An 18,755-nucleotide genomic window follows, 5' to 3' on the forward strand; every position below is an offset into this window, starting at 1 on the left:
TTGGATGAACGGGCCGCAGTCTGCATTTGCCTCTGTTAGTAGCCTGTCAAAGCGACGTGAAAAAAGCGTCAAAATCAAAGAGTAATCAGCCGATGCGTATTCTGGTCATCGAAGACAACCGCGACATCCTGGCCAATGTGCTGGACTACCTGCAGCTAAAGGGCTTCGGCGTCGACTGCGCGCAGGATGGCTTGAGCGGCTTACACCTAGCCAGCACGGGGCACTACGATTTGATCGTGCTTGACATCATGCTGCCGGGCATCGACGGTTATCAGGTGTGCAAACGCCTGCGTGAGGATGGCCAGAGCGAGGTACCAATCCTTATGCTGACTGCCCGTGATGCGCTTGACGACCGGCTGCACGGCCTCAACGTCGGAGCTGACGACTATCTGATCAAACCCTTTGCCCTATCCGAGTTAGTCGCGCGTATCGAGGCGATCCTGCGCCGCAGCCAAGGCAGCCGAAAACGCCAATTGAAAGTAGCGGATCTGATCTATGACTTAGATACGTTGCATGTCAGTCGAGCAGGCCGACCGCTCAAGCTGAATCCCATTGGTCTAAAGTTATTAGCTGTATTGATGCAGAAAAGCCCGGCCGTGGTACGCCGCGAAGTACTGGAGGAAGCGCTCTGGGGAGATGACTGCCCCGATAGCGATAGCTTGAGAAGCCATATCCACCAACTCCGTCAGGTTCTCGATAAACCCTTCAATACAGAGCTGCTGCATACTCAGCATGGTGTTGGTTACCGCCTTGCGGAGAAAACTGATGGTATCTAAACAACCTTTTGCACGGCGCATCCTGCTTGCCTTTGTATTGATGACCGTAATGGTAAGCGGCATCTTTTCCATAGGCATCGTAGCGGTGGTGCACTTTGTCGAAGAACATCTGGTTTCCGAGGAGTTACAGCGGGAACTGAATACCGTGCTGCACCAGGATATCAATCGAGGTCGGCCACCACGTTTGGACTCTAGTACCCGATTTTTCGCCTCTAGCCATTCCGAATATGCCATTCCCGAGCAGTATGCAAATCTGGAAGAAGGCTTCAATGAGGTCGTCGATGGCAATGAGGCGTTCTATGTCTATGTCCAGGAAATCAACAATCAGACCTATCTATTGGTGCAAGAACAACACGAGTTCGAGGCCCGTGAGCAAGTTCTATTCGATGTTGTACTAGCAGGCTTTCTACTGACCATCGCAACCGCATGGGGGCTCGGGCTAGTCATGGCGCGTAAGGTGATGGCGCCCATCAGTCGCTTGGCTCAGCAGGTGCGTCATCGCGACCAATTGCACTCTTTGGCTCCGCCACTTGCTCCCGATTACCCTGATGACGAAATTGGTCAACTGGCAGCTGCCTTTGACAGCACGTTGGGCCAAGTGCGTCAGTCACTGGAGCGTGAACGGCTATTCACCAGTGATGTCAGCCATGAATTGCGCACCCCACTCATGATCATTGCCACTTCCTGTGAGTTGCTTGCAGAGGTGAAGCTTGAGCAGCGCGAGCGTGTGCAGATTGAACGTATAGACCGGGCTTGCAAGGAGATGCGCGAGCTGGTCCAGACCTTCCTGCAACTAGCCAGAGATAAAGCTAATGAGACAGCCTTTGTCGCGAGTAGCAGTTTAGCCAAGGTGGCCACCGAGCAAGCCGAGCGTTGGGGCCCAATGCTCAGAGAAAAAAAACTGGATTTCCAGTGCATTGAAGAGGGTACGGATGATGGTCGCTACAATCCTACTTTTCTCAACGCGGTGATGGCCAACCTACTGCGAAACGCACTGCATTACACCGAGAGGGGGTTTGTACGCCTAGTAATAGGATCTGGAGAGTTCCGCGTAGAGGATAGTGGCAGCGGCATTCCTTTCGAGCAGCACGAGCAGATTTTCCAGCCCTTTGTACGTGGTACACAGGCGCGAGGGGATGGTTTGGGGCTGGGTCTTTCATTAGTAAAACGCATCTGTAGCAAGCAGGGTTGGACGATCTCGGTTCAGAACCTACCCGGTGGGGGAGCATGCTTCAGCGTAACCTTGAAAAGCGTTGTTTGACGATTTTTTCACATCCTTTTGACAGGGCCATGATGCCCACCCCCCTAGTGTGGCGAGCGTACCTTCTTGTGGACGCCTCGCCATGTCGAAACCAAATCCCATCGAACTCGAATTTTCCCGTAAATATGACCAAGAGCATGCTCAGCAGTACCTGATTAAACATCAGGATGGCTTGGCTCGGCAGCTGTCGCACTGGCGCGATATTCAGGTGGCGCGCAGGGCTCTACAGTTAGCAGATGAACCCAATTTGGTGCTGGATTTGCCCTGTGGTGCTGGGCGTTTCTGGCCCATGCTTTGCGAGCAACCCAATCGGGTGATCCTCGCCGCCGATAACTCAGCCGATATGCTCGCTACAGCATGCGCCGCACAACCGCCAGAGGTAGTCTCGCGGGTGAATACCTTTCAGACTTCGGCGTTTGATATTGACCTGGGTGTCAATGCGGTGGACTGCATCTTCTGCATACGTCTGCTGCATCACATTGAATCATCTGAGCACCGACTGGCCATTCTGCGTGAGTTCCATCGCGTTAGCCGCGATAGCGTAATACTTTCGCTCTGGGTTGATGGCAACTACAAGGCATGGAAGCGTCGCCGCCTGGAACAGCGGCGAGCAGATGAAGGCCGGGCGTCACAAAACCAAAACCGATTTGTCGTAGCCAAGTCAGTTATCGAGGATGAATTTAAACAAGCCGGCTTCCGCGTCGTCGATCACCTAGATTTTCTTCCAGGCTACGCCATGTGGCGCACTTATGTGCTGCGCAAGGAGGCCTGAGCCATGGGCGTAATGACCGAAAAAGCATCGCCGCAGCTCATCACTACAGAATTTGATCGCTGGTGGAATAGCTCCGGTATCTGGGTTGAACCGGCCAACAAGCGACGTGGTGGCGAAAGCGGCGTTCAGTTGTTGCAGCAGCGCGATTTAATGCGGCCACCCTTGTACTGCAAGCGTCAGATTGGACATACCTACCGAACTTTTTTGCATCCGTTTGGCCGCCCGACCATCCTGCGAGAACTGCAGGCCTATCGCGCTTTTGCCCGCCTGGGCATCAAGACACCTAACGTCGTTTACTGCACTGCACGGCAGAAACATGGTGCCTGGCAGGCGCTGCTGGTTACCGAAGCCCTGCAAGGCTTTGTCAGCCTAGAGCAGTGGTACGCCGTTGAGAATAGTGCCGCGCTTACGAAGGCTGCACTGATACAACTCGCAACAACCCTAGCACGCTTGCATCTGGCGGGCTGGCAGCATGGTTGCTGTTATCCCAAGCATATCTTCGTCAAATCCCAGGTAAACGAAGGCGGCACGGTGACGGTCGAAATAGCCTTGCTCGATCTTGAAAAAAGCCGCCGACGTCTACGAATCAAAGACGCTGCTCGCCGTGACCTAGGCCAGTTAGGGCGGCACCGTGGAAACATGCCTGAAACTGATCTGTTGTTTCTCCACCAGGCCTATCAGCAAGCGCTGAACAACCCTGCTGGAGTGTTGCAGCCATGAGCAACATGCCACAGAGCGACGAATTGGATGCCCTCTCGTTGAAAGGTCGCAGCGGCTTTATCCGCATTATTTATGCCACTAGATACTCGCTGGCAGGTTTGCGGGCAGCGTTTCAAGGCGAAGCGGCTTTCAGGCAACTGCTGTTATTAAATGCAGTGCTTCTGCCGCTGGCCTGTGTGGTGGACGTGACCCACAGTGAGCGCGTACTGCTAATGCTCGTGCCGATGCTGGCGTTGGTAGTGGAGCTACTCAACTCAGCCATAGAGAGCACTGTTGACCGTATTTCCCTGAGCATCCACCCACTGTCTAAACAAGCCAAGGATATGGGAAGTGCGGCGCAACTCATTGCACTGATACTGATCGCCCTTACTTGGGGTTTAATCCTGTTATAGCTTCCAATTCTTAAATTATAGAAGGCTACCCATTATGCCTCCCCGCATGCCAGCGTCCGCTGAAGCCTCCAATGCGAAAGAAAAACTTGGCCTAAGCGAACACCTGGCCTTCCTTTTTGGCAGTGCAGCACTATTAGTAACTTTGCTGACCCTGTTACGCGTGGCCCTATTACTTTTCAACCGAGAGCTGATTGGATCTACCGCTTGGACCAGCCTGGCGGAAGCGTTTTTTAATGGCCTGCGTTTTGACTTGCGCTTAGTGGTCTATATCTGTGCACCACTGACCCTGGCATTTGCATATCGCCCGGCAATGGTCCGCCGGACATGGCAACGCATTTGGCTAGGAACTTGCGCAGCGGTAGCTATCCTGCTCGGCATGATTGAACTGAATTTCTATCGAGAGTTTCATCAGCGTCTCAACGCATTGGTCTTTCAATATTTGCAGGAAGACCCGGCAACTGTGCTGAGCATGCTCTGGTATGGCTTTCCAGTGCTGCGCCTACTGGGTGCCTGGCTGGCGTTGAGTGCTCTATTTTTCGTACTGCTGGGTTGGCTGGATAAACGTACTCGTGGCCAGGGCCGCTCAACCGTCGAGTCGCGCCGAACAATGAATAACCTCGGTCATGGTATGACGCTGCTGCTTTGCCTGGCTATATCGGTTGTTGTGGCGCGCGGTACTTTGCGGCAAGGGCCGCCACTACGCTGGGGGGATGCATTCACCACAGACTCAATGTTTGCCAACCACTTAGGCCTCAATGGCACCTTGAGCCTTTATGCCGCAGCCAAGAACCACTACTCAGGTGATCGCGCCGACAAGATTTGGAAGAGCCGCATGCTCGCAGATCAAGCGACGACCCTGACACGCGATCTCTTATTCACCGAACACGACCGCCTAGCAGACCAGAACACAGCGGCGATCCGCCGCGATTTTCAGCCCCCACAAAATACGCGCCTGCCGGTCCGCAATGTCGTAGTGATTCTGATGGAGAGTTTTGCTGGGCACTTTGTTGGCGCGCTCGGCAGCGAAGCTGGCATCACACCGAACTTCGATCAGTTGGCTCAAGAAGGTGTGCTGTTTCGCCGCTTCTTCGCTAATGGCACCCATACCCATCAAGGCATGTTTGCCAGCATGGCCTGCTTCCCAAACTTACCCGGTTTCGAGTACTTGATGCAGACTCCGGAAGGAGGCCACCAATTCTCCGGTCTGGCTCAGTTGCTTAGCACTCGCGACTTCGACGATCTGTATGTCTACAACGGCGATTTTGCCTGGGATAACCAACGTGGCTTTTTCAGTAACCAGGGCATGACAAGGTTTATCGGTCGTAATGATTTTGTTGACCCCGTGGTATCAGACCCGACATGGGGAGTGGCTGACCAGGATATGTTTGATCGCGCTGCAGAAGAACTGCTCAAGCAAGACCCAAAGAAACCCTTCTATGCACTCCTTCAAACGCTTTCAAACCATACGCCATACGCGCTGCCAGGTGTGTTGCCTATTGAGCCCGTCACAGGACAAGGTTCGCTTGACCAGCACCTGACAGCTATGCGTTATTCTGACTGGGCTCTTGGACGATTTTTTGAAAAGGTTCGTAAAGCGCCTTATTTCAAAGACACCCTATTCGTGGTCGTGGGTGACCATGGCTTTGGTGCGCAAGAGCAGTTAACCGAGATGGATTTGTACCGATTCCATGTACCCATGCTGTTGATCGCGCCGGGCGTCCAAGACGCCTTTGGTAAGACCCAGGATGTCGTCGGCAGTCAGGTTGATATCGTCCCAACCATCATGGGCCGGCTTGGAGAGCCTGTGCGCCACCAGTGCTGGGGGCGCGACTTGTTGAGCTTGCCAGATGGCGACAGTGGCTTTGCCATTGTGAAACCCTCGGGCAGTGACCAGACAGTAGCCATGATCAGTGGCGAACGTATGCTGGTATTGCCTAGGGACATGCCTCCACGCAGCTATCAATACACTTTGGGCCCGCATCCGCAAGGTGCGCTGACGCCTGCTACAGAGCTGGATGACCGTTTGGGTAAGCAACTACAGGCCTACCTGCAGACCGCAACCAATAGCCTACTCAGTAATACGACAGGCGTTGAGGATAGTATTTCGAATAAACCTGAGACACCTATAAGCACTCTGTCAGTGGTAAAAAAGAATGCGCAGGAAAATTGAATCTCTGAATTGTAAGCAGTCGGGTTCTATCCCGTTAACGCGGACACTTTCGGATGGCGGAGTGAATTCACCAGTGCAGACTACCAGCGCTTTCTGAACCGCAACACGCTGGTCGCTGCTGCTGAGCTGGGCGCCAATCATCGGCGATCCTTTGACTGTCATCGCCGGCACGCTGCGCGAGCCATTCTGGAGCTTTCTGATGATCGTTCTGGTGGCCAAGGCAGGGCGTTATCTGGCACTGGCCGCGTTAACGCTTGGGCTGCTGGGATGACGCGCGACGCCGGGCTCGATTTGGTCAAGTGGCTGGCCATGCTCAGCATGCTAATCGACCACTTGCGGTATCTGTGGCCAGACGCCTATGGCCTGTTCGTCATCGGGCGCCTGGCGTTTCCGCTGTTCTGCCTGGGTATTGCCGCCAACGTGGCCAGAACCCGATCTGGCGAGTTGTTCAGCGAGGGTAATGCACGCTATCTCGGCTGGCTGCTGGCCTTCTCCCTGCTCTCCGAGTTGCCTTACCGTCTGCTCTCGCCGGAGAGCGCGACGCTCAACGTGATGCCGACCTTGTCGCTCGGCCTGCTGCTGGCCTGGGGCATTCATCATGCCGATCGCAACAGTCTGTTCCTGGCTGCCACTGCGCTGGTCGTCGCCCTGTTGCTGCATCGACAGCTGATGTATGGGGTGATCGGCGTGACGTTGCCTGCCGCCTGTGTTCTCGGGCTAAAGGGCGTACGCTGGTGGTTATTGCCTGCAGCCCTGGCGGTGTTGGCCAATAGCCGCAACCGCTGGTTTGTGGAGTGGGGAATAGTGCCGGAGACCCTGGCTATGTTCGCCATGGCTGGAGCAGCCGTACTGCTGGGGGTGGCCCTGTTGCGTCAACCCATGTCCTGCACAGTCTGGCCCCGCCTCCAGAATAATTGGCCTTTTGATAATGCCATCTAGGCCGCGAGTGTTCGCATGATGGTCTTGAGCCATTCACACCGCTGCTTCGAGACAAACCAAATAGCACCCTAGCTGAAGGGGCTCAGCAGGGCGAGGCTGCATTAGCCGTGGCGCTTTTACCGGTGCTATCCTTGACGTCTGCCCAAGAGCTTCCTCTCCCGGGTATAGATACCGGTGATGAAACTTGGTTTGAGGCGGTCTCGTTGAGGCCGCCTTTGTCGCTTTTGGGAGAGGCCTCAGTGCTAAGTAGCCCGCAGCTTTGTGTACGCGTCGAAGCGTAAAGCCTCGGCCAAAGCTGTTCGCAGGCCCTCTAACTCGGCATTTTCTCCAATTTTATGGACTCGCGCTGGCCACAGACTGGGGGAATTATCTGCAATTATCTCGGCATAGATAATTGATCAATATCTAGCCGCCACAGGCAAGTTGCGCATCGTTTTTAACGTTCTTCCGCGAGTGCAACCAAGCGGGTGAATCATCCTTTTTTCTGGATGGCTGAAGCGGCCTTTACTTGAGCAGCGCCTCTCAAATTTACTCCTTTAGATACAGCAAGTTACAGAACGAATGTCCTAATTTTTGCCTTATCTCGGCATGACCCCCTATTTGAGGCGCACGTAATCCCATCGAGCAAAGCTCCTGAGGGCATATCGTGTACCAGATGAACGAAGGCGTGCATGTACCCTGATTGGAGGCTTCGATGAAGATCACAGCTATGGAACAGAGCAAATCGGTCAGTGATGTCCTGTGCGACATCTGCGGCGATAGCACGCGCGTTGAAGGGCAAGGATTGCAATTTGGCACTCTTCGCGCCAGTTGGGGCTATGGCTCGGCTCATGATGGCGAGCGCTATGAGGTCCATCTGTGCGAGTCCTGTTTTTTCAGAACGCTTTTAGGTCTCAGACGTGAGCGGATGGTGAACTTCATGTTCAGTGATGAAGACCAAGATCTCAGCGACTTTGGGCGCGTTGCTCACGATGATTTTTTTAATGAGGGTGGTAGCTCGGCCACCTAACTCCCGGCTGTGGCAGCACCCAAGTCTAGCCTGCATCTCATCTTTAATTGTGAGATCAACGTCAGCTGAGGCGACGTGATCCCCTGCGCGGAGAGCACTAAACCAAACACGTCGAGGATGCATTGCCTGCTTAAATGGCTGAGTCCGTAGGGTACTTGCAATAGCAGGCGAATATTGACTACCCGCGACTCTGTAGCCGAGCAGCCTGTTGAGCCCTTTGCTGTTCCCTTGCCACAGCCTGCTGCGCTATCCGCTCCTGAATCTGGGTGTAGAGCTGAGCATGCTCATTGTCCCGATCAGCTACAGTGACCACCAGAGAATAGGGCTCCTTCTCTGCTGCAGAGGGGTTCCAGTCACGGTCTTGCCTGACCACGACCAAAAACCACTTTTCACCCGGTTTACACTGCCGAAGCGTCCAGCGTGAAGACTGGACCGTACCGCGGTTTCTCAGCTGGGCCGAGATGTCGCGATTGCTGGACTTGGCCTCCTTGAGCACCTCCGTCTCAGCCTTGAGTTCCTTGCTAAAGTGCTTCTGAACTTCGTCTAGCGAAGTGCCTACAGCCAAGCGATAGTTGATCTGAGTGGCCAAGTAATCAATTCTGGTAGTTCGGACTACTGGCGAGTAAGCCAATGTTATCGAGAGCTCACGTGTCCCACGAGCGGAACGCAGGTAGTCGTCCGGCAAAGGCAGCTCAAAGAACTGGCATCCGTCGTTTTCAATAGTCTCCTCCGACATCAGAACTACGACGTTATCGGAAGATCATTGTTCCGCCGGTGAGGCGGTATATGCAGTGAGAATGCCAGAGTTTATGTGTACCCAGTTAGTGGAGATACTACCGCTTCAGCTAGGGAAACCCTGAAAAGCCCGTGTTTCGCGAAATCACCGCTCTGTAACCCGCATGGTTGCTGGGGCGCATTTTTCGAGCGGGGGCTTTTTCAGACCTTCCCTAGACTGTCTGTCACTTTCCGTCCGCTCTTGGCCGACTCCAGCCCGTTGCTACTGGCGACTCCCGGCCAAAAGGAGTCACTGGGAATGGACTTGCTCAGCGCGTATCGAGTAGTGTCTGAAGCGAATTCGTTCGCGCATCTGAACGATGCTACCGTGGCCTTCTACCCATACGGTCATCCGACCGCTGCAACACCCGGGTTAGAAAGGGAAAGAAAAGAGGACAAGGAATGTTATCCACCAAACCCGTCAAAGCGTTATCACACCATTTGGTGTCTATTTATAGTTAGGTAATTAAATGGACTTATTCAGTATCTTCAAAAAGAAAAAGCCGGAGGCTGATCCAGAAGCTCTGAGTCAAACAGAAAAAGTCATATCAGAATTTGAGAAATATGACTTCCTCGGAAAGGCCGCCGCAGCACTTCATAAAGCCAAAGCTGCTGTTAAGTCCAAGCAACATGATGAGGCTTGGGGATTGTATCATGAACAAAAGTCCTTCTACATGCAGCATGCCAATCGCTCAAATTTTACGGCCAAGCAAGCCCTCGCCCTTGATGCCAGTGTTCATGAGGAAATGGCCAATATTTTAAAATTAGAAGGCAAACACGAAGACGCATTGGCACATATCGTGTATTGGGTTTTGGCTGGTGTTGAGCGGCCAATTAAGCGACATCAGCAAAAGCTGCAGAGCTATTTTAATAGGTGTGAATTTAAAAACACTACTCTGTCAGATGCTACAAAAATCATCAATGCACAAACAAAGCTACCGCAGTTTACTCTTGCAAGATCAATTGTTTCAGAATGGGTGTCTCGTGGTTAATCACCTAACAGGGCGCTCAAATCGCTCACTTCGGGACCGGATAAAGCCGGCCCCTTAGCTTAATCGTTATACGGTCTTATGAATTATCAATGCTGCTACTGTAAAGAAGAATTTCCTGCCATCGAGGCAATTGATGGGTACAAGGAAGGCTATAAAATTGGTTTTCTCTGTCCAAAGTGTGGAAAGAATATTCAAGACACACCTATGAATGAAGAATGGGTGTTTTCTAGTGACTCATCCAAAGTGTTCTTCGTTATTTTTATGGGGTACTTTTTCTTGGCCTGGATATTTCTAGAGTTTTCTGAGCCGATAACTCCGGCTCACTACATTATTGCTCTAGCGGGGCTAGTTCCGTTTTTAATTTATGGCCATATAAAACACGCTAAAGATATGTATTCACCAACAATTGGAACTAAACCAGTAAAGTGATGGTTATCATCTCGTGTAACAATGAGTTGGTGATCGCCCCTTCTGGGCTGGGACGGTTACACTTCGCTCGTTCCTCGCTACGTTTCGCCGCCCCATAACAAAAACATTAGGCAATGACCGCTCTGGGTCGGTAGCTGCCTCTGTCCAAGGGCATCCATCGGCCAAAAAGGCGCTCCTGTGCCAGCGGCACCATCGTCGTGGACTGGTATACGGTGTGCAACTGGTAGCTATTGATAGCTAGCGTTGGGGCAAGTAGGGCTTAAGTCTTTCAAGCTCTGCTTCGGACATCGAGCGCTTGCTCATTTCTGTCAGCCGTTTGATCATTTTGTAGTACTCCCTACGTTCAGCGATAACTTCAGGAGTGCCTTGCAGATAGGGGTCTGAGAGTTCGGCCGCTGGATCGATGATGTAATACTCGGATTCCCTGAATCGTTTAATAGCAGGAATAATCCAGACTGCTGGATAGAAGTGCACGTATCCGTTTCCAGCCTTTTGAACCAATCCAACCCATTCGGTCTGGTTCGGTTTTGGCTGAAGATTTGTGACAATGCCGCCGCTCATTCCATTGAGTTCATCGTGGGTTAGATTCCCCTTAAGTTTTACCGATGGGAAGTCACTTTCATAAACGCATATCCCGGGATATATATCCTTCGAGAGACCAACCGTATGTGCAAATGGAGCGTCATCTTCATAGTGATAATTTATATTATTTTTCTGGGCCGGAAATCCAGAGACAATGAGATACATACCCTCGAACATTGATTTTAGCGAAAGTCCTTGCGGTGCGTGGGCTGAGTCTAGGTCAATGAATCGGTCTGGATAGCGAAATAAATCTCCCAGCTCGATCAACACCAGGTCATCATTATCGATGGTTGGTGAATCACCCGTTATGAGTTGACCAATTTTCCAGCCACGGATAGGAAACGCGAACTCCTCCATGTCTGAGTTAAAGCTCTTACAAAAAACATGCGAGAAGAAAGGTGATTCGTTTTGAAACTCTAAACCCTGAACATGACTGTCCAGCACATGCTGCGCCGTGAGGATAAAGAATTTTTCTTCGAATTTTATTAAAAGGCCAGTGCCTCCCCAGCCCCATACCGTGTCAGCGTAGTAGAAGCCTCGATCTGCAATAGTGCTATTGCTATGAGTAAAAAGCAGTTGTCTTGGCGACTGAATCAGACTCCCCTTCGCCATCCGATCGTAAGCATTTATTACCCTTTTTGAATTTATTCTTGCCACGAGTGACGTCGTCCACAAAAAAGCGGATTAAACATTAAACTGTGTACGATTTGAAGGCTACTGCCGCGCCGATTGGCCGCACAGAGCATCACAGAGACGCCGGATCAGTAAAAATCGGGTGACGCAGCCCACTGCACTTGCATTCGCTATGCCTAACATGGCCTGCAGAAAAGGCAAAAATGCTGCACGTCAATACGCGCCATGAGAATGGTAGTCGAAGACGACTATTGACCGAGTGCTGCCGCATGAACCGACTGCTTTCGGTCAACAATAATAGCTAGAAGCTTCGATCTAGAATACCCATCCCTCCTTCTCCATAAAGCCTTCGAGACTCAAAAATGGGATTTGAAAGTGCGAGCAGATATTCGGGATCTTCACCGCGTTTGGCTTGAGTCGCTCTAATGTCACTACTGTCCCACCAACGGCGAAGGCTCGGGCAATGAGAAAGGCGTCTGCGTTGCGTCCACCCTTGATCAGTTTTTGCCTTTCGATATTGGCTTGAAAGTGAGGAACAGCGTAGATCCTTGCGACGAATCCTGCTTCCGTGGCATCAGGAGTGGTGAAGAGAGAGGCATTATCCTTTGCCCAGTCGGTATCGGCGCCCGCACCGTCGTGCAGCTCACGATACGCCTCACGCGTTGACGTGATCATGCCACTATCGACCAACATATCGAATTGTTTCCAAAGCGACACGAAGCGCGAGCGATAGTAATTTTTGTGTAGGGCAGAAATGACAGTGGTATCGAGTACGTACATTAGAGGCCGCCCCACGCGAATTTTTCTGCAAAGGTTGGCAGACTCTTCGGCTTGAGGTTTAAGTACTCGGCCAATTGCCCTTGATCGAAGCGGTTCTGGTAGTACCTAGTAAATGCTAGGTCGATATAACGCTGCCCCAGATAAGCGCGATGACTGTTGTAGTAATTGCCAGAAGATGAACTCTTGGTTTTTACCTGTGCAGCCCACGCATCAGCCGCGGCAGAGTATTCACCAGCACTTACCAGTTCTCGATCAAGAAACTTGCGATAGATCACCTCGCGGCTGACGTTGAAGCGTTTGGCAATCTGCTCTGCGATCGCGCGACTGACCTGAACTCCAACAAGCATATTGTCGAGCACATCGTCAGGGACTAAGACGCGAGCGGCCAAGGCGTTGCAGATGACCTCGATTTTTAGATCTTCATCATCCAGATGCTTCAGATACGAGTCATCGAGAATGTCGATGCCACTGGTATGGAAGAGCAGATGCCCCAACTCGTGGAAGAGCGTGAATATTTGCCTTGACTTCGTTGCGCTGTTGTTGATGTAGATGACGGGAAATTCAGCATCGTAAAGGCAGAATCCGAAGTAGTTCGGGGCGTGGAAGGCATCCTTGAAGACATACACCCCAGCGCGCGCTGCAAGTATCTCACGCCAACTATCGAGCGCCTCGTCCACGCTCTTCCAGCTAGCCTGCTCCTCAATGGAGACTCCGAGATAGTTCCTCACTGCGGCTGCGATGTCATCGATGGACGTGTTGGGCGAAAACTTCAAGTCGCGGATTATCAAGTTCTTCGACGGATTGGTGCCCTCATTAAGCTCCGCCAAGTTGATCTGCATTGCTTGGCCACGACGCAACAGCAGCCGAATGTTGCGCGGGATCGCGGCGAAATCGTCGGCAGGAAGCGTACGAAAAGATTGCTGGATTGAGGGCAGTGCCGGTGGGGCAGGGAAGAAGAACACGGCGACGGGCGTTTTGAATTTGTCGGCCATATCCTCAAGCTGGGCATAGGACGGCAATGCTTCTCCAGCTTCCCAGGCGGCAATTTTCTTGAAAATCAGGCTGGCATCTTCCAACGAATAGCCGGCACGCTCGCGCGCCCATTGGACGACGGCAGGGGTAATCGGCAGGCCTTCCTTTACGTCTGCCATTTCAGCGGTCTCCACTCATCTTCATGGATAAGGGCACGGGTACGTCGTGTTTTATGAATAGGTCAAGCAACGCTTCGGCCAAGCAATCCTTTACGTTCTTGCCGTTTCTGGATTGAACCAGGCGTAAGCTAGATTTCACATCCGCAGGGAAGTACGCAGAAATGTTGACCTCACCTTCCTTATGAACCTGGCGAGCCCGAGGGACGTCCATGGGCTCGATAGCCTTCTCGACATTGTCTGATTTAGCTGATTGCTGCAAGTGCGCCTTAGGCATGCGTGAGTATCATTTTGGAAGATTGAGAGATTGAGAGACTCTAGCGCACCTACAGCGATGGTGGGCTTCATACTGCCGAACGGTTCGGAGTTGTGGCACTGGTTGAAACAAGGCCCAAGCTCGGCCTGAGGCAACCAATTTGGACTACCTATCTTGGGTAGGGGGCCGCCTCTTTTGAAAGGCAGCTTCTGGCCGCTTTCGGCCTGTTCTAGGGTGCCCGCGTTATGGAGGAGTCCCCAAAATTTGCCGGAATGTTACGGTTAGCGAGAGCCGGCGGGGCCGGCTCACGAACATCCGCTTACAGCTGGAAGGAAAGGGGGAGCTGGCTCGCCTCAGCACCTGGGTGAACATATGCGCTGGTGGACGCGGCTGAGGAAGCCCACTTCGAAGGCTCTCCGTTCTAGCGCGCATGGCAGCAGATCTCGCTCGGCAATCATCACTGCCCAGAGCCATCCGCTGCGGGCGTTGTCGAGCCAGGTCTGGGCCAGCTTCACGCCTTGGTTGAATGCCTCTCTGCAGTCAGCAGCCCAGATGATCTCGACACCTGGGTGGCCATCATGAGGAGGCAGGCATGTCATGACACCCTTGCTCATCTGGCACCTCCTCGTACTTCGGAGAGCGCGCGGCGATAGAGCACCACCATCTCGTCCAGCAGATCCAAGGCTGAATATGCAGCGATCCGTACGCGCAGATCTGCCGGCTGCAACCCATCAGGTTCAGCCAGTTGATCCAGCAGATTGCCGAGCATTACGCCGCGTAGTTCAGCTGCCGCTTCAGAGGGTAGGGGAGAGCGTTCGGACTCATGCAGCGGGCTTCGCTGCAGCGGAAAAGGTACAACGCAGGATTCGAACTCAGCCATGGCACACCTCCAGATCAGAGGTGGACAGCAGGACCAGCAGCCCAAGGCGGAGCTCTCGGGTAAAAAGGGGGTAGCGCATTCCTTATGCTCCTTGGTTCGATTAAGGAGCCACTACCAACCGTTGTCACGCGGATTGGTGGTGGACCGCACGGGGGTGACAACCGGGAACCAAGGGAACCGGCCAGGCAAAAGCCTGCCCCGCACGGCCCACCATAGAAAAGCGATAGCCCAGCACTTGCGTGCCTGCTAATCACCTTTTGGCGTTGCCGCGCCCTTGCTCCACGAGTTGTCACGCTCGGTCGTGGGACTTACCACGACGGGCGCACTCTAGCCCGAGGGTTGCAGGATGGCAACCTACTGTGGCGTAGCTGAGATTGAAGACAGGTAACGCCTCGGCCGCTGATTCGGCGGCCGCATGTTCGGGCTCGTCTCGGGGGCAGGGTACGGATAATATGAGGGCTGATTGATGAAGGTGCCGCCAGAGCCGTCACCCCGCAAATCGATCTATCTCCCGCGTCAGCAAAAGCTCTGCGCGATTGACGGTAGAAGTGACGGTAGGGCTCCATTGCAATCACAACGAATCCCTTTAGCCAAGCGGGCTCGGGCGGCTTGTTGATGATCGAGTGGGAGTGAAGTCCATTCGGGCTTAGCCCGTGTGAAGAAACCCCGGCGCTAGTGCCGGGGTTTTGTTTTTAGGCCTTATATGACGTGTTTTCTGTCGCCGGCTGAAAGCTTTGGCTAGGGTTAGGCTTTCATTTCGTTGAAAAGGAAGCGTCCATGCCCGGTAACTCGCTACCTGCCTTGTATTCGCGCCTGTTGCTGACGGTGCTGCTGCTGCCCCTGGCGCCCTGCGGATTCGCTCAGGACATGATCGAGCGCTTCGGTGAGCGCCCTTACACTGGTCGAGTCGACTTCAAGGTGGCACCTCCCTCCGGCAAACCGGTCACGCACTACGGAAGGGGAAGTGTGTTGCTGCAGCGCAGCGCACCGGGCAAGGCGGTCCTGCAGTTACGCGGCAAGGTTCCGGACAGCACCACGCAGACCGAGCTGACGATTCCCGGCATTTATGACGACGCAGGCTGGCGCAGCGAGCCGGATGACGTGCAGATGAGCATCGCAGCCGACGGGCGTGTCAGCGGTGGCGGTATCAGCGACGGGCGTACCTTTCTCTTTTCGGGCACTTTCAGCCCGGCTGAGGTGCGCCTGGAGGTGCGTGTCACGATGGCTCGTGAAGAAGGTGGTGCGCCTGCCGGAACCACCCTGACGTTTGATTACCGGGTCAAACGCGAATCGCTCGAGGCACAGGCCGGCCAGGATGTAGAGGACGGCTGCCGTCTGGTCATGCGACCCATTGCCAATTTCGGTGGGGGCATGACCATGGCTCAGGTACCTGAATGCGACTGAGCAGGGAAATTTTTCCGGCTCAGATGGGTGATCCGCCCGTAAACGCCTGAGCGCTGCCAGGGGCAGTCAGCCCTGAAGCAAAGACAGAGTCGCCAGAAGCACGAACAGGCTCGGGCTCAGACAACGCAGCAATTGGGAGTAGCCGTCGTCGCTCAATCGGCAGGTGACAGGGGGCGCAGGCAGATCGTGCGTGGGAAACGGCTCGGTTCTTCGTACCTCGATGCTTCTAGAGATATCCCGTAACCCTGCCCATGACGCTCGCCATCCAGATCAAGGTGCACTTACGAATGCTCTGTGTAGCTGCACGCTCTATCTAGCAGGTGGTCCGGGACCGCTCTGTGCTCCGAACAAGTAATTGAGATGCATTGCGCCTGGTGCATAACGGGCTCGGTATCACGAGAGATCAGTAAATCTATATGTAAGTCATTATCGTTTTGATGTGTGTTTTCTGCTATGTTGCCGCCGCCAACCAGGCGGTACCGCCACATAGAAAGATGACAAGGCAGGCCGCTGACTCGCCTCTTAACCGATAAGGACCATGAGCATGACCGATAGTAAGAACGGGGTTCTCAATGCACGAGCGCCCTGGCGGCGCGTTACCAGCGCTGCTCTGTTTTGCACGCCGCTGGTTGCCGCGCCTCTATACGTTCACGCGCAAGAGGCAAGCTCTGCCAAAGAGGATGAACCCTTCCGCCTGGCGCCAATTATTGTCAACGCCAAGGCCTCGGCAGGTGATGACGCCAGTTCGGTGGTTGCCCAGGAGCTCTGGGTCGGCGGCAAGGTCGCCACCAGCATCCTCAATACCCCTGCTTCGGTTTCCGTTATCACGCAGAAAGAAATCGAACAGCGCAATGCCAGCACCACTGAAGAAGTGCTGAAATACACGCCGGGTGTTATTACCGACTACTACAGCACCGATGACCGCAACGATTACTTCCAGATCCGTGGCTTCAATGCCACTACCTATCGCGATGGCCTGACCCTCGGCTCGATGCGTGGCGTACGTGAAGATTCGTTCGCCTATGAGCGTGTAGAGGTGCTGCGCGGCGCCAACTCCACACTGTTCGGTCCGGCCGACCCGGGTGGCTCGGTGAACTTCGTAACCAAGAAGCCGCGCTTCGACAAGTTCGGTCAGGTCTACGCAAGCTACGGCTCCTTCAATCACAAGGAAACCGGTATCGACGTTGGCGATTCGCTGGATGCGAATCAGACCCTGGCTTATCGCTTCACCGGCAAGTTTCAGGACAGTGACCGTGAATACGATCATTCTCGTGACGACAACCAACTCGTCATGGGCGGCCTGACTTGGGTACCGACTGCCTTTACCTCGGCGACGCTGGTCGTGGATCACCTCAAGAGAAAGAGCACGCCCAATAGCGGCGGTTATCCGATGGACAAGGAGTATGACCGTGATGATTTCTTCGGCGAGCCTGGCTACAACTTCCACGATGTTGAACGCACCAATATCAGTGGCAGCCTCAGTCACGACTTCGACAACGGCTTCGTGCTGCGTAGCAACCTGCGGTACAGCGAACTGCACGATGATTATGGTTATGCCTATCTGACTGGCGTCCGCACAGGAGACATGCTGGATCGCGCTATTCTGGGGGCAGACAATGAGGCCGAGCAGCTCAACGGCAACCTGATGCTGCAGTACGACGCCCGCTTCAAGAATATCGACAGCAGCACCACGGTCGGTGTGGAGTACGGCGACTCGTCGACTGACGAAAGCGCTGTATATCAGGGGATCGATCCCATCAGCGTTACCAACCCCGTGTACACCGGCGTTGCTTCAGGACTTTCGCCATATCTCTCCAGAAAACAGGAGTACACCACCAAGTCTGTATTCCTGCAGCAGAACCTGTCGTTCTATGAGCGTTTTATCGTCACGGCCGGTGTTCGTAACGACTCCATGGATCTGTCCAGCAAGGGATTCAACACGTTCAATGCTGTCCCAGCGTTCAGTGACAGCGATAGCTTCTCAGAAACCTCTTATCGCGCGGCACTGACCTATGTCGCCACTGACGAAATTTCCACCTACATCAGCATGGTGGAGTCCGTCGCCGTACCAGAGGTCGGCACCACCCCGGAGCGAGGCAGACAGTACGAAGTAGGTGTGAAGTATTCGCCAATGGCGATGAATGCATTGTTCTCTGCTGCCATCTATGAGCTGACTCAGGAGGACGTCGCCACAGCGGTCGTGCAGCAGAATGGCGTCATCGACTTGCAGAGCGTGGGCGAGCAGCGTGTGCGTGGCCTCGAGCTCGAAGCCAAGGCCGAGCTGACCGAGAACCTGAGCCTAGTTGGCGGCTACACCTATATGGATACCGAGGTGCTTCGTGGTGCGCTGCAGGTGTGGAACGGGACGGGCTATGGTGCCGTATCGATCAAGGGTAACGAGCTTGTCACTGCTCCCAAGCATTCGGCCTCGCTCTGGACTTACTACAGCGTGCCGGGAACGGATGTTAGTGTCGGTCTAGGCGCTCGTTATGTCGGTGCCTACTACTTCAACGACCTCAACGACAACGGCGAGAGTGATGGCACCACGCTGTTCGATGCTGCGTTCAACTACCAGATCGTCAAGGGCACAGAGCTGGCCCTCATCGTCTCCAATATATTCGACGAGCAGCATGTGGTTGGGCGCGGCACTGCGAACTACTACAACTCGGGACGCGAAGTCACTGCCAAGCTGAGTTACAACTGGTAAGCATGCACCTGATGCCGGAGATAGATGCCAGTTTCTGCGGGTTGGTGTCTATTCAGGCCCAAATGAAAAAACCGGCTTCGGCCGGTTTTTTCATTTCTGCAGCAGTGTCAGTACAACGCTTTTGGCAAGCG

The 18,755-nt window shown here is 53.8% G+C and carries 19 protein-coding genes and 1 pseudogene; 13 read left to right on the forward strand and 7 right to left on the reverse strand.

Going from position 1 to position 18,755, the window contains the following annotated elements:
• Positions 1 to 92 precede the first annotated feature (92 nt).
• From BM186_RS20455 to BM186_RS20490, 9 genes and pseudogenes are all read left to right on the forward strand, one after another.
• Positions 93 to 776: a response regulator transcription factor gene (locus BM186_RS20455; protein ID WP_064494813.1), complete on the forward strand. Its 684-nt coding sequence runs from the start codon at positions 93 to 95 to the stop codon at positions 774 to 776.
• Complete coding sequence (locus tag BM186_RS20460; protein ID WP_074917969.1) at positions 766 to 2,037, forward strand: sensor histidine kinase; 1,272 nt, start codon at positions 766 to 768, stop codon at positions 2,035 to 2,037. Before BM186_RS20455 ends, BM186_RS20460 begins: the two co-directional genes overlap by 11 nt.
• An 82-nt stretch (positions 2,038 to 2,119) precedes the next feature.
• Complete coding sequence (locus BM186_RS20465) at positions 2,120 to 2,809, forward strand: class I SAM-dependent methyltransferase (RefSeq protein WP_074917971.1); 690 nt, start codon at positions 2,120 to 2,122, stop codon at positions 2,807 to 2,809.
• A gap of 3 nt (positions 2,810 to 2,812) precedes the next feature.
• Positions 2,813 to 3,529, forward strand: a complete 717-nt coding sequence (locus tag BM186_RS20470) for a lipopolysaccharide kinase InaA family protein (RefSeq protein ID WP_034139989.1) — start codon at positions 2,813 to 2,815, stop codon at positions 3,527 to 3,529.
• Between the two features lie 5 nt (positions 3,530 to 3,534).
• The gene (locus tag BM186_RS20475; protein ID WP_026146694.1) at positions 3,535 to 3,921 is read left to right on the forward strand and encodes a diacylglycerol kinase; all 387 of its coding nucleotides are present in this window, start codon (positions 3,535 to 3,537) and stop codon (positions 3,919 to 3,921) included.
• A gap of 46 nt (positions 3,922 to 3,967) precedes the next feature.
• Positions 3,968 to 6,091, forward strand: a complete 2,124-nt coding sequence (locus BM186_RS20480) for an LTA synthase family protein (RefSeq protein WP_241519899.1) — start codon at positions 3,968 to 3,970, stop codon at positions 6,089 to 6,091.
• 106 nt (positions 6,092 to 6,197) lie between these two features.
• Positions 6,198 to 6,362 (forward strand): annotated as a pseudogene (locus BM186_RS26420) (DedA family protein); the annotation flags it as partial.
• Entirely contained in the window at positions 6,359 to 7,030 is a 672-nt protein-coding gene (locus BM186_RS20485; protein WP_074917973.1) for a TraX family protein, read from the forward strand. The pseudogene BM186_RS26420 and the gene BM186_RS20485, both read left to right, overlap by 4 nt.
• Before the next feature lie 694 nt (positions 7,031 to 7,724).
• Positions 7,725 to 8,039, forward strand: coding sequence for a hypothetical protein (locus tag BM186_RS20490; protein ID WP_015275434.1), 315 nt, complete (start codon positions 7,725 to 7,727; stop codon positions 8,037 to 8,039).
• A 178-nt stretch (positions 8,040 to 8,217) separates the two neighbouring features.
• Here the strand turns inward: BM186_RS20490 and BM186_RS20495 are convergent, their stop codons facing one another.
• Positions 8,218 to 8,628: a hypothetical protein gene (locus BM186_RS20495; protein WP_241519898.1), complete on the reverse strand. Its 411-nt coding sequence runs from the start codon at positions 8,626 to 8,628 to the stop codon at positions 8,218 to 8,220.
• 655 nt (positions 8,629 to 9,283) lie between these two features.
• Between BM186_RS20495 and BM186_RS26425 the strand changes: the two genes are divergently transcribed.
• Together BM186_RS26425 and BM186_RS26430 are read left to right on the forward strand one after the other, a co-directional pair.
• Positions 9,284 to 9,805, forward strand: coding sequence for a hypothetical protein (locus tag BM186_RS26425; RefSeq protein WP_139228023.1), 522 nt, complete (start codon positions 9,284 to 9,286; stop codon positions 9,803 to 9,805).
• Positions 9,806 to 9,883: 78 nt separating this feature from the next.
• The gene (locus BM186_RS26430) at positions 9,884 to 10,234 is read left to right on the forward strand and encodes a hypothetical protein (RefSeq protein WP_139228024.1); all 351 of its coding nucleotides are present in this window, start codon (positions 9,884 to 9,886) and stop codon (positions 10,232 to 10,234) included.
• A gap of 237 nt (positions 10,235 to 10,471) precedes the next feature.
• Here the strand turns inward: BM186_RS26430 and BM186_RS20500 are convergent, their stop codons facing one another.
• The 6 genes from BM186_RS20500 to BM186_RS20525 all read right to left on the reverse strand — a co-directional run bounded on the left by BM186_RS20500 (position 10,472) and on the right by BM186_RS20525 (position 14,513).
• Positions 10,472 to 11,473: a hypothetical protein gene (locus BM186_RS20500; protein WP_139228025.1), complete on the reverse strand. Its 1,002-nt coding sequence runs from the start codon at positions 11,471 to 11,473 to the stop codon at positions 10,472 to 10,474.
• Positions 11,474 to 11,764: 291 nt separating this feature from the next.
• Positions 11,765 to 12,229: a PIN domain-containing protein gene (locus BM186_RS20505; RefSeq protein WP_042920205.1), complete on the reverse strand. Its 465-nt coding sequence runs from the start codon at positions 12,227 to 12,229 to the stop codon at positions 11,765 to 11,767.
• The gene (locus BM186_RS20510) at positions 12,229 to 13,380 is read right to left on the reverse strand and encodes an ImmA/IrrE family metallo-endopeptidase (protein ID WP_074917977.1); all 1,152 of its coding nucleotides are present in this window, start codon (positions 13,378 to 13,380) and stop codon (positions 12,229 to 12,231) included. The genes BM186_RS20505 and BM186_RS20510 overlap by 1 nt, the downstream gene beginning before the upstream one ends.
• Position 13,381: 1 nt before the next feature.
• Positions 13,382 to 13,654, reverse strand: coding sequence for a ribbon-helix-helix domain-containing protein (locus BM186_RS27110; protein WP_074917979.1), 273 nt, complete (start codon positions 13,652 to 13,654; stop codon positions 13,382 to 13,384).
• A 332-nt stretch (positions 13,655 to 13,986) separates the two neighbouring features.
• On the reverse strand, positions 13,987 to 14,247 hold the full coding sequence (locus BM186_RS20520) for a LasR-specific antiactivator QslA (protein WP_074917981.1): 261 nt from the start codon (positions 14,245 to 14,247) through the stop codon (positions 13,987 to 13,989).
• Positions 14,244 to 14,513 (reverse strand): hypothetical protein, encoded by a 270-nt coding sequence (locus BM186_RS20525; protein ID WP_074917983.1) that lies wholly within the window; start codon positions 14,511 to 14,513, stop codon positions 14,244 to 14,246. Before BM186_RS20525 ends, BM186_RS20520 begins: the two co-directional genes overlap by 4 nt.
• Positions 14,514 to 15,290: 777 nt before the next feature.
• On the opposite strand from BM186_RS20525, the gene BM186_RS20530 reads away from it, so the two are divergent.
• Both BM186_RS20530 and BM186_RS20535 read left to right on the forward strand, forming a co-directional pair.
• On the forward strand, positions 15,291 to 15,917 hold the full coding sequence (locus tag BM186_RS20530; protein ID WP_074917985.1) for a hypothetical protein: 627 nt from the start codon (positions 15,291 to 15,293) through the stop codon (positions 15,915 to 15,917).
• A 544-nt stretch (positions 15,918 to 16,461) separates the two neighbouring features.
• Positions 16,462 to 18,624 (forward strand): TonB-dependent siderophore receptor, encoded by a 2,163-nt coding sequence (locus tag BM186_RS20535; protein ID WP_074917987.1) that lies wholly within the window; start codon positions 16,462 to 16,464, stop codon positions 18,622 to 18,624.
• Positions 18,625 to 18,755 lie beyond the last annotated feature (131 nt).

It is taken from the genome of Ectopseudomonas toyotomiensis, from assembly GCF_900115695.1.
Classification (GTDB): Bacteria; Pseudomonadota; Gammaproteobacteria; order Pseudomonadales; family Pseudomonadaceae; genus Aquipseudomonas; species Aquipseudomonas toyotomiensis.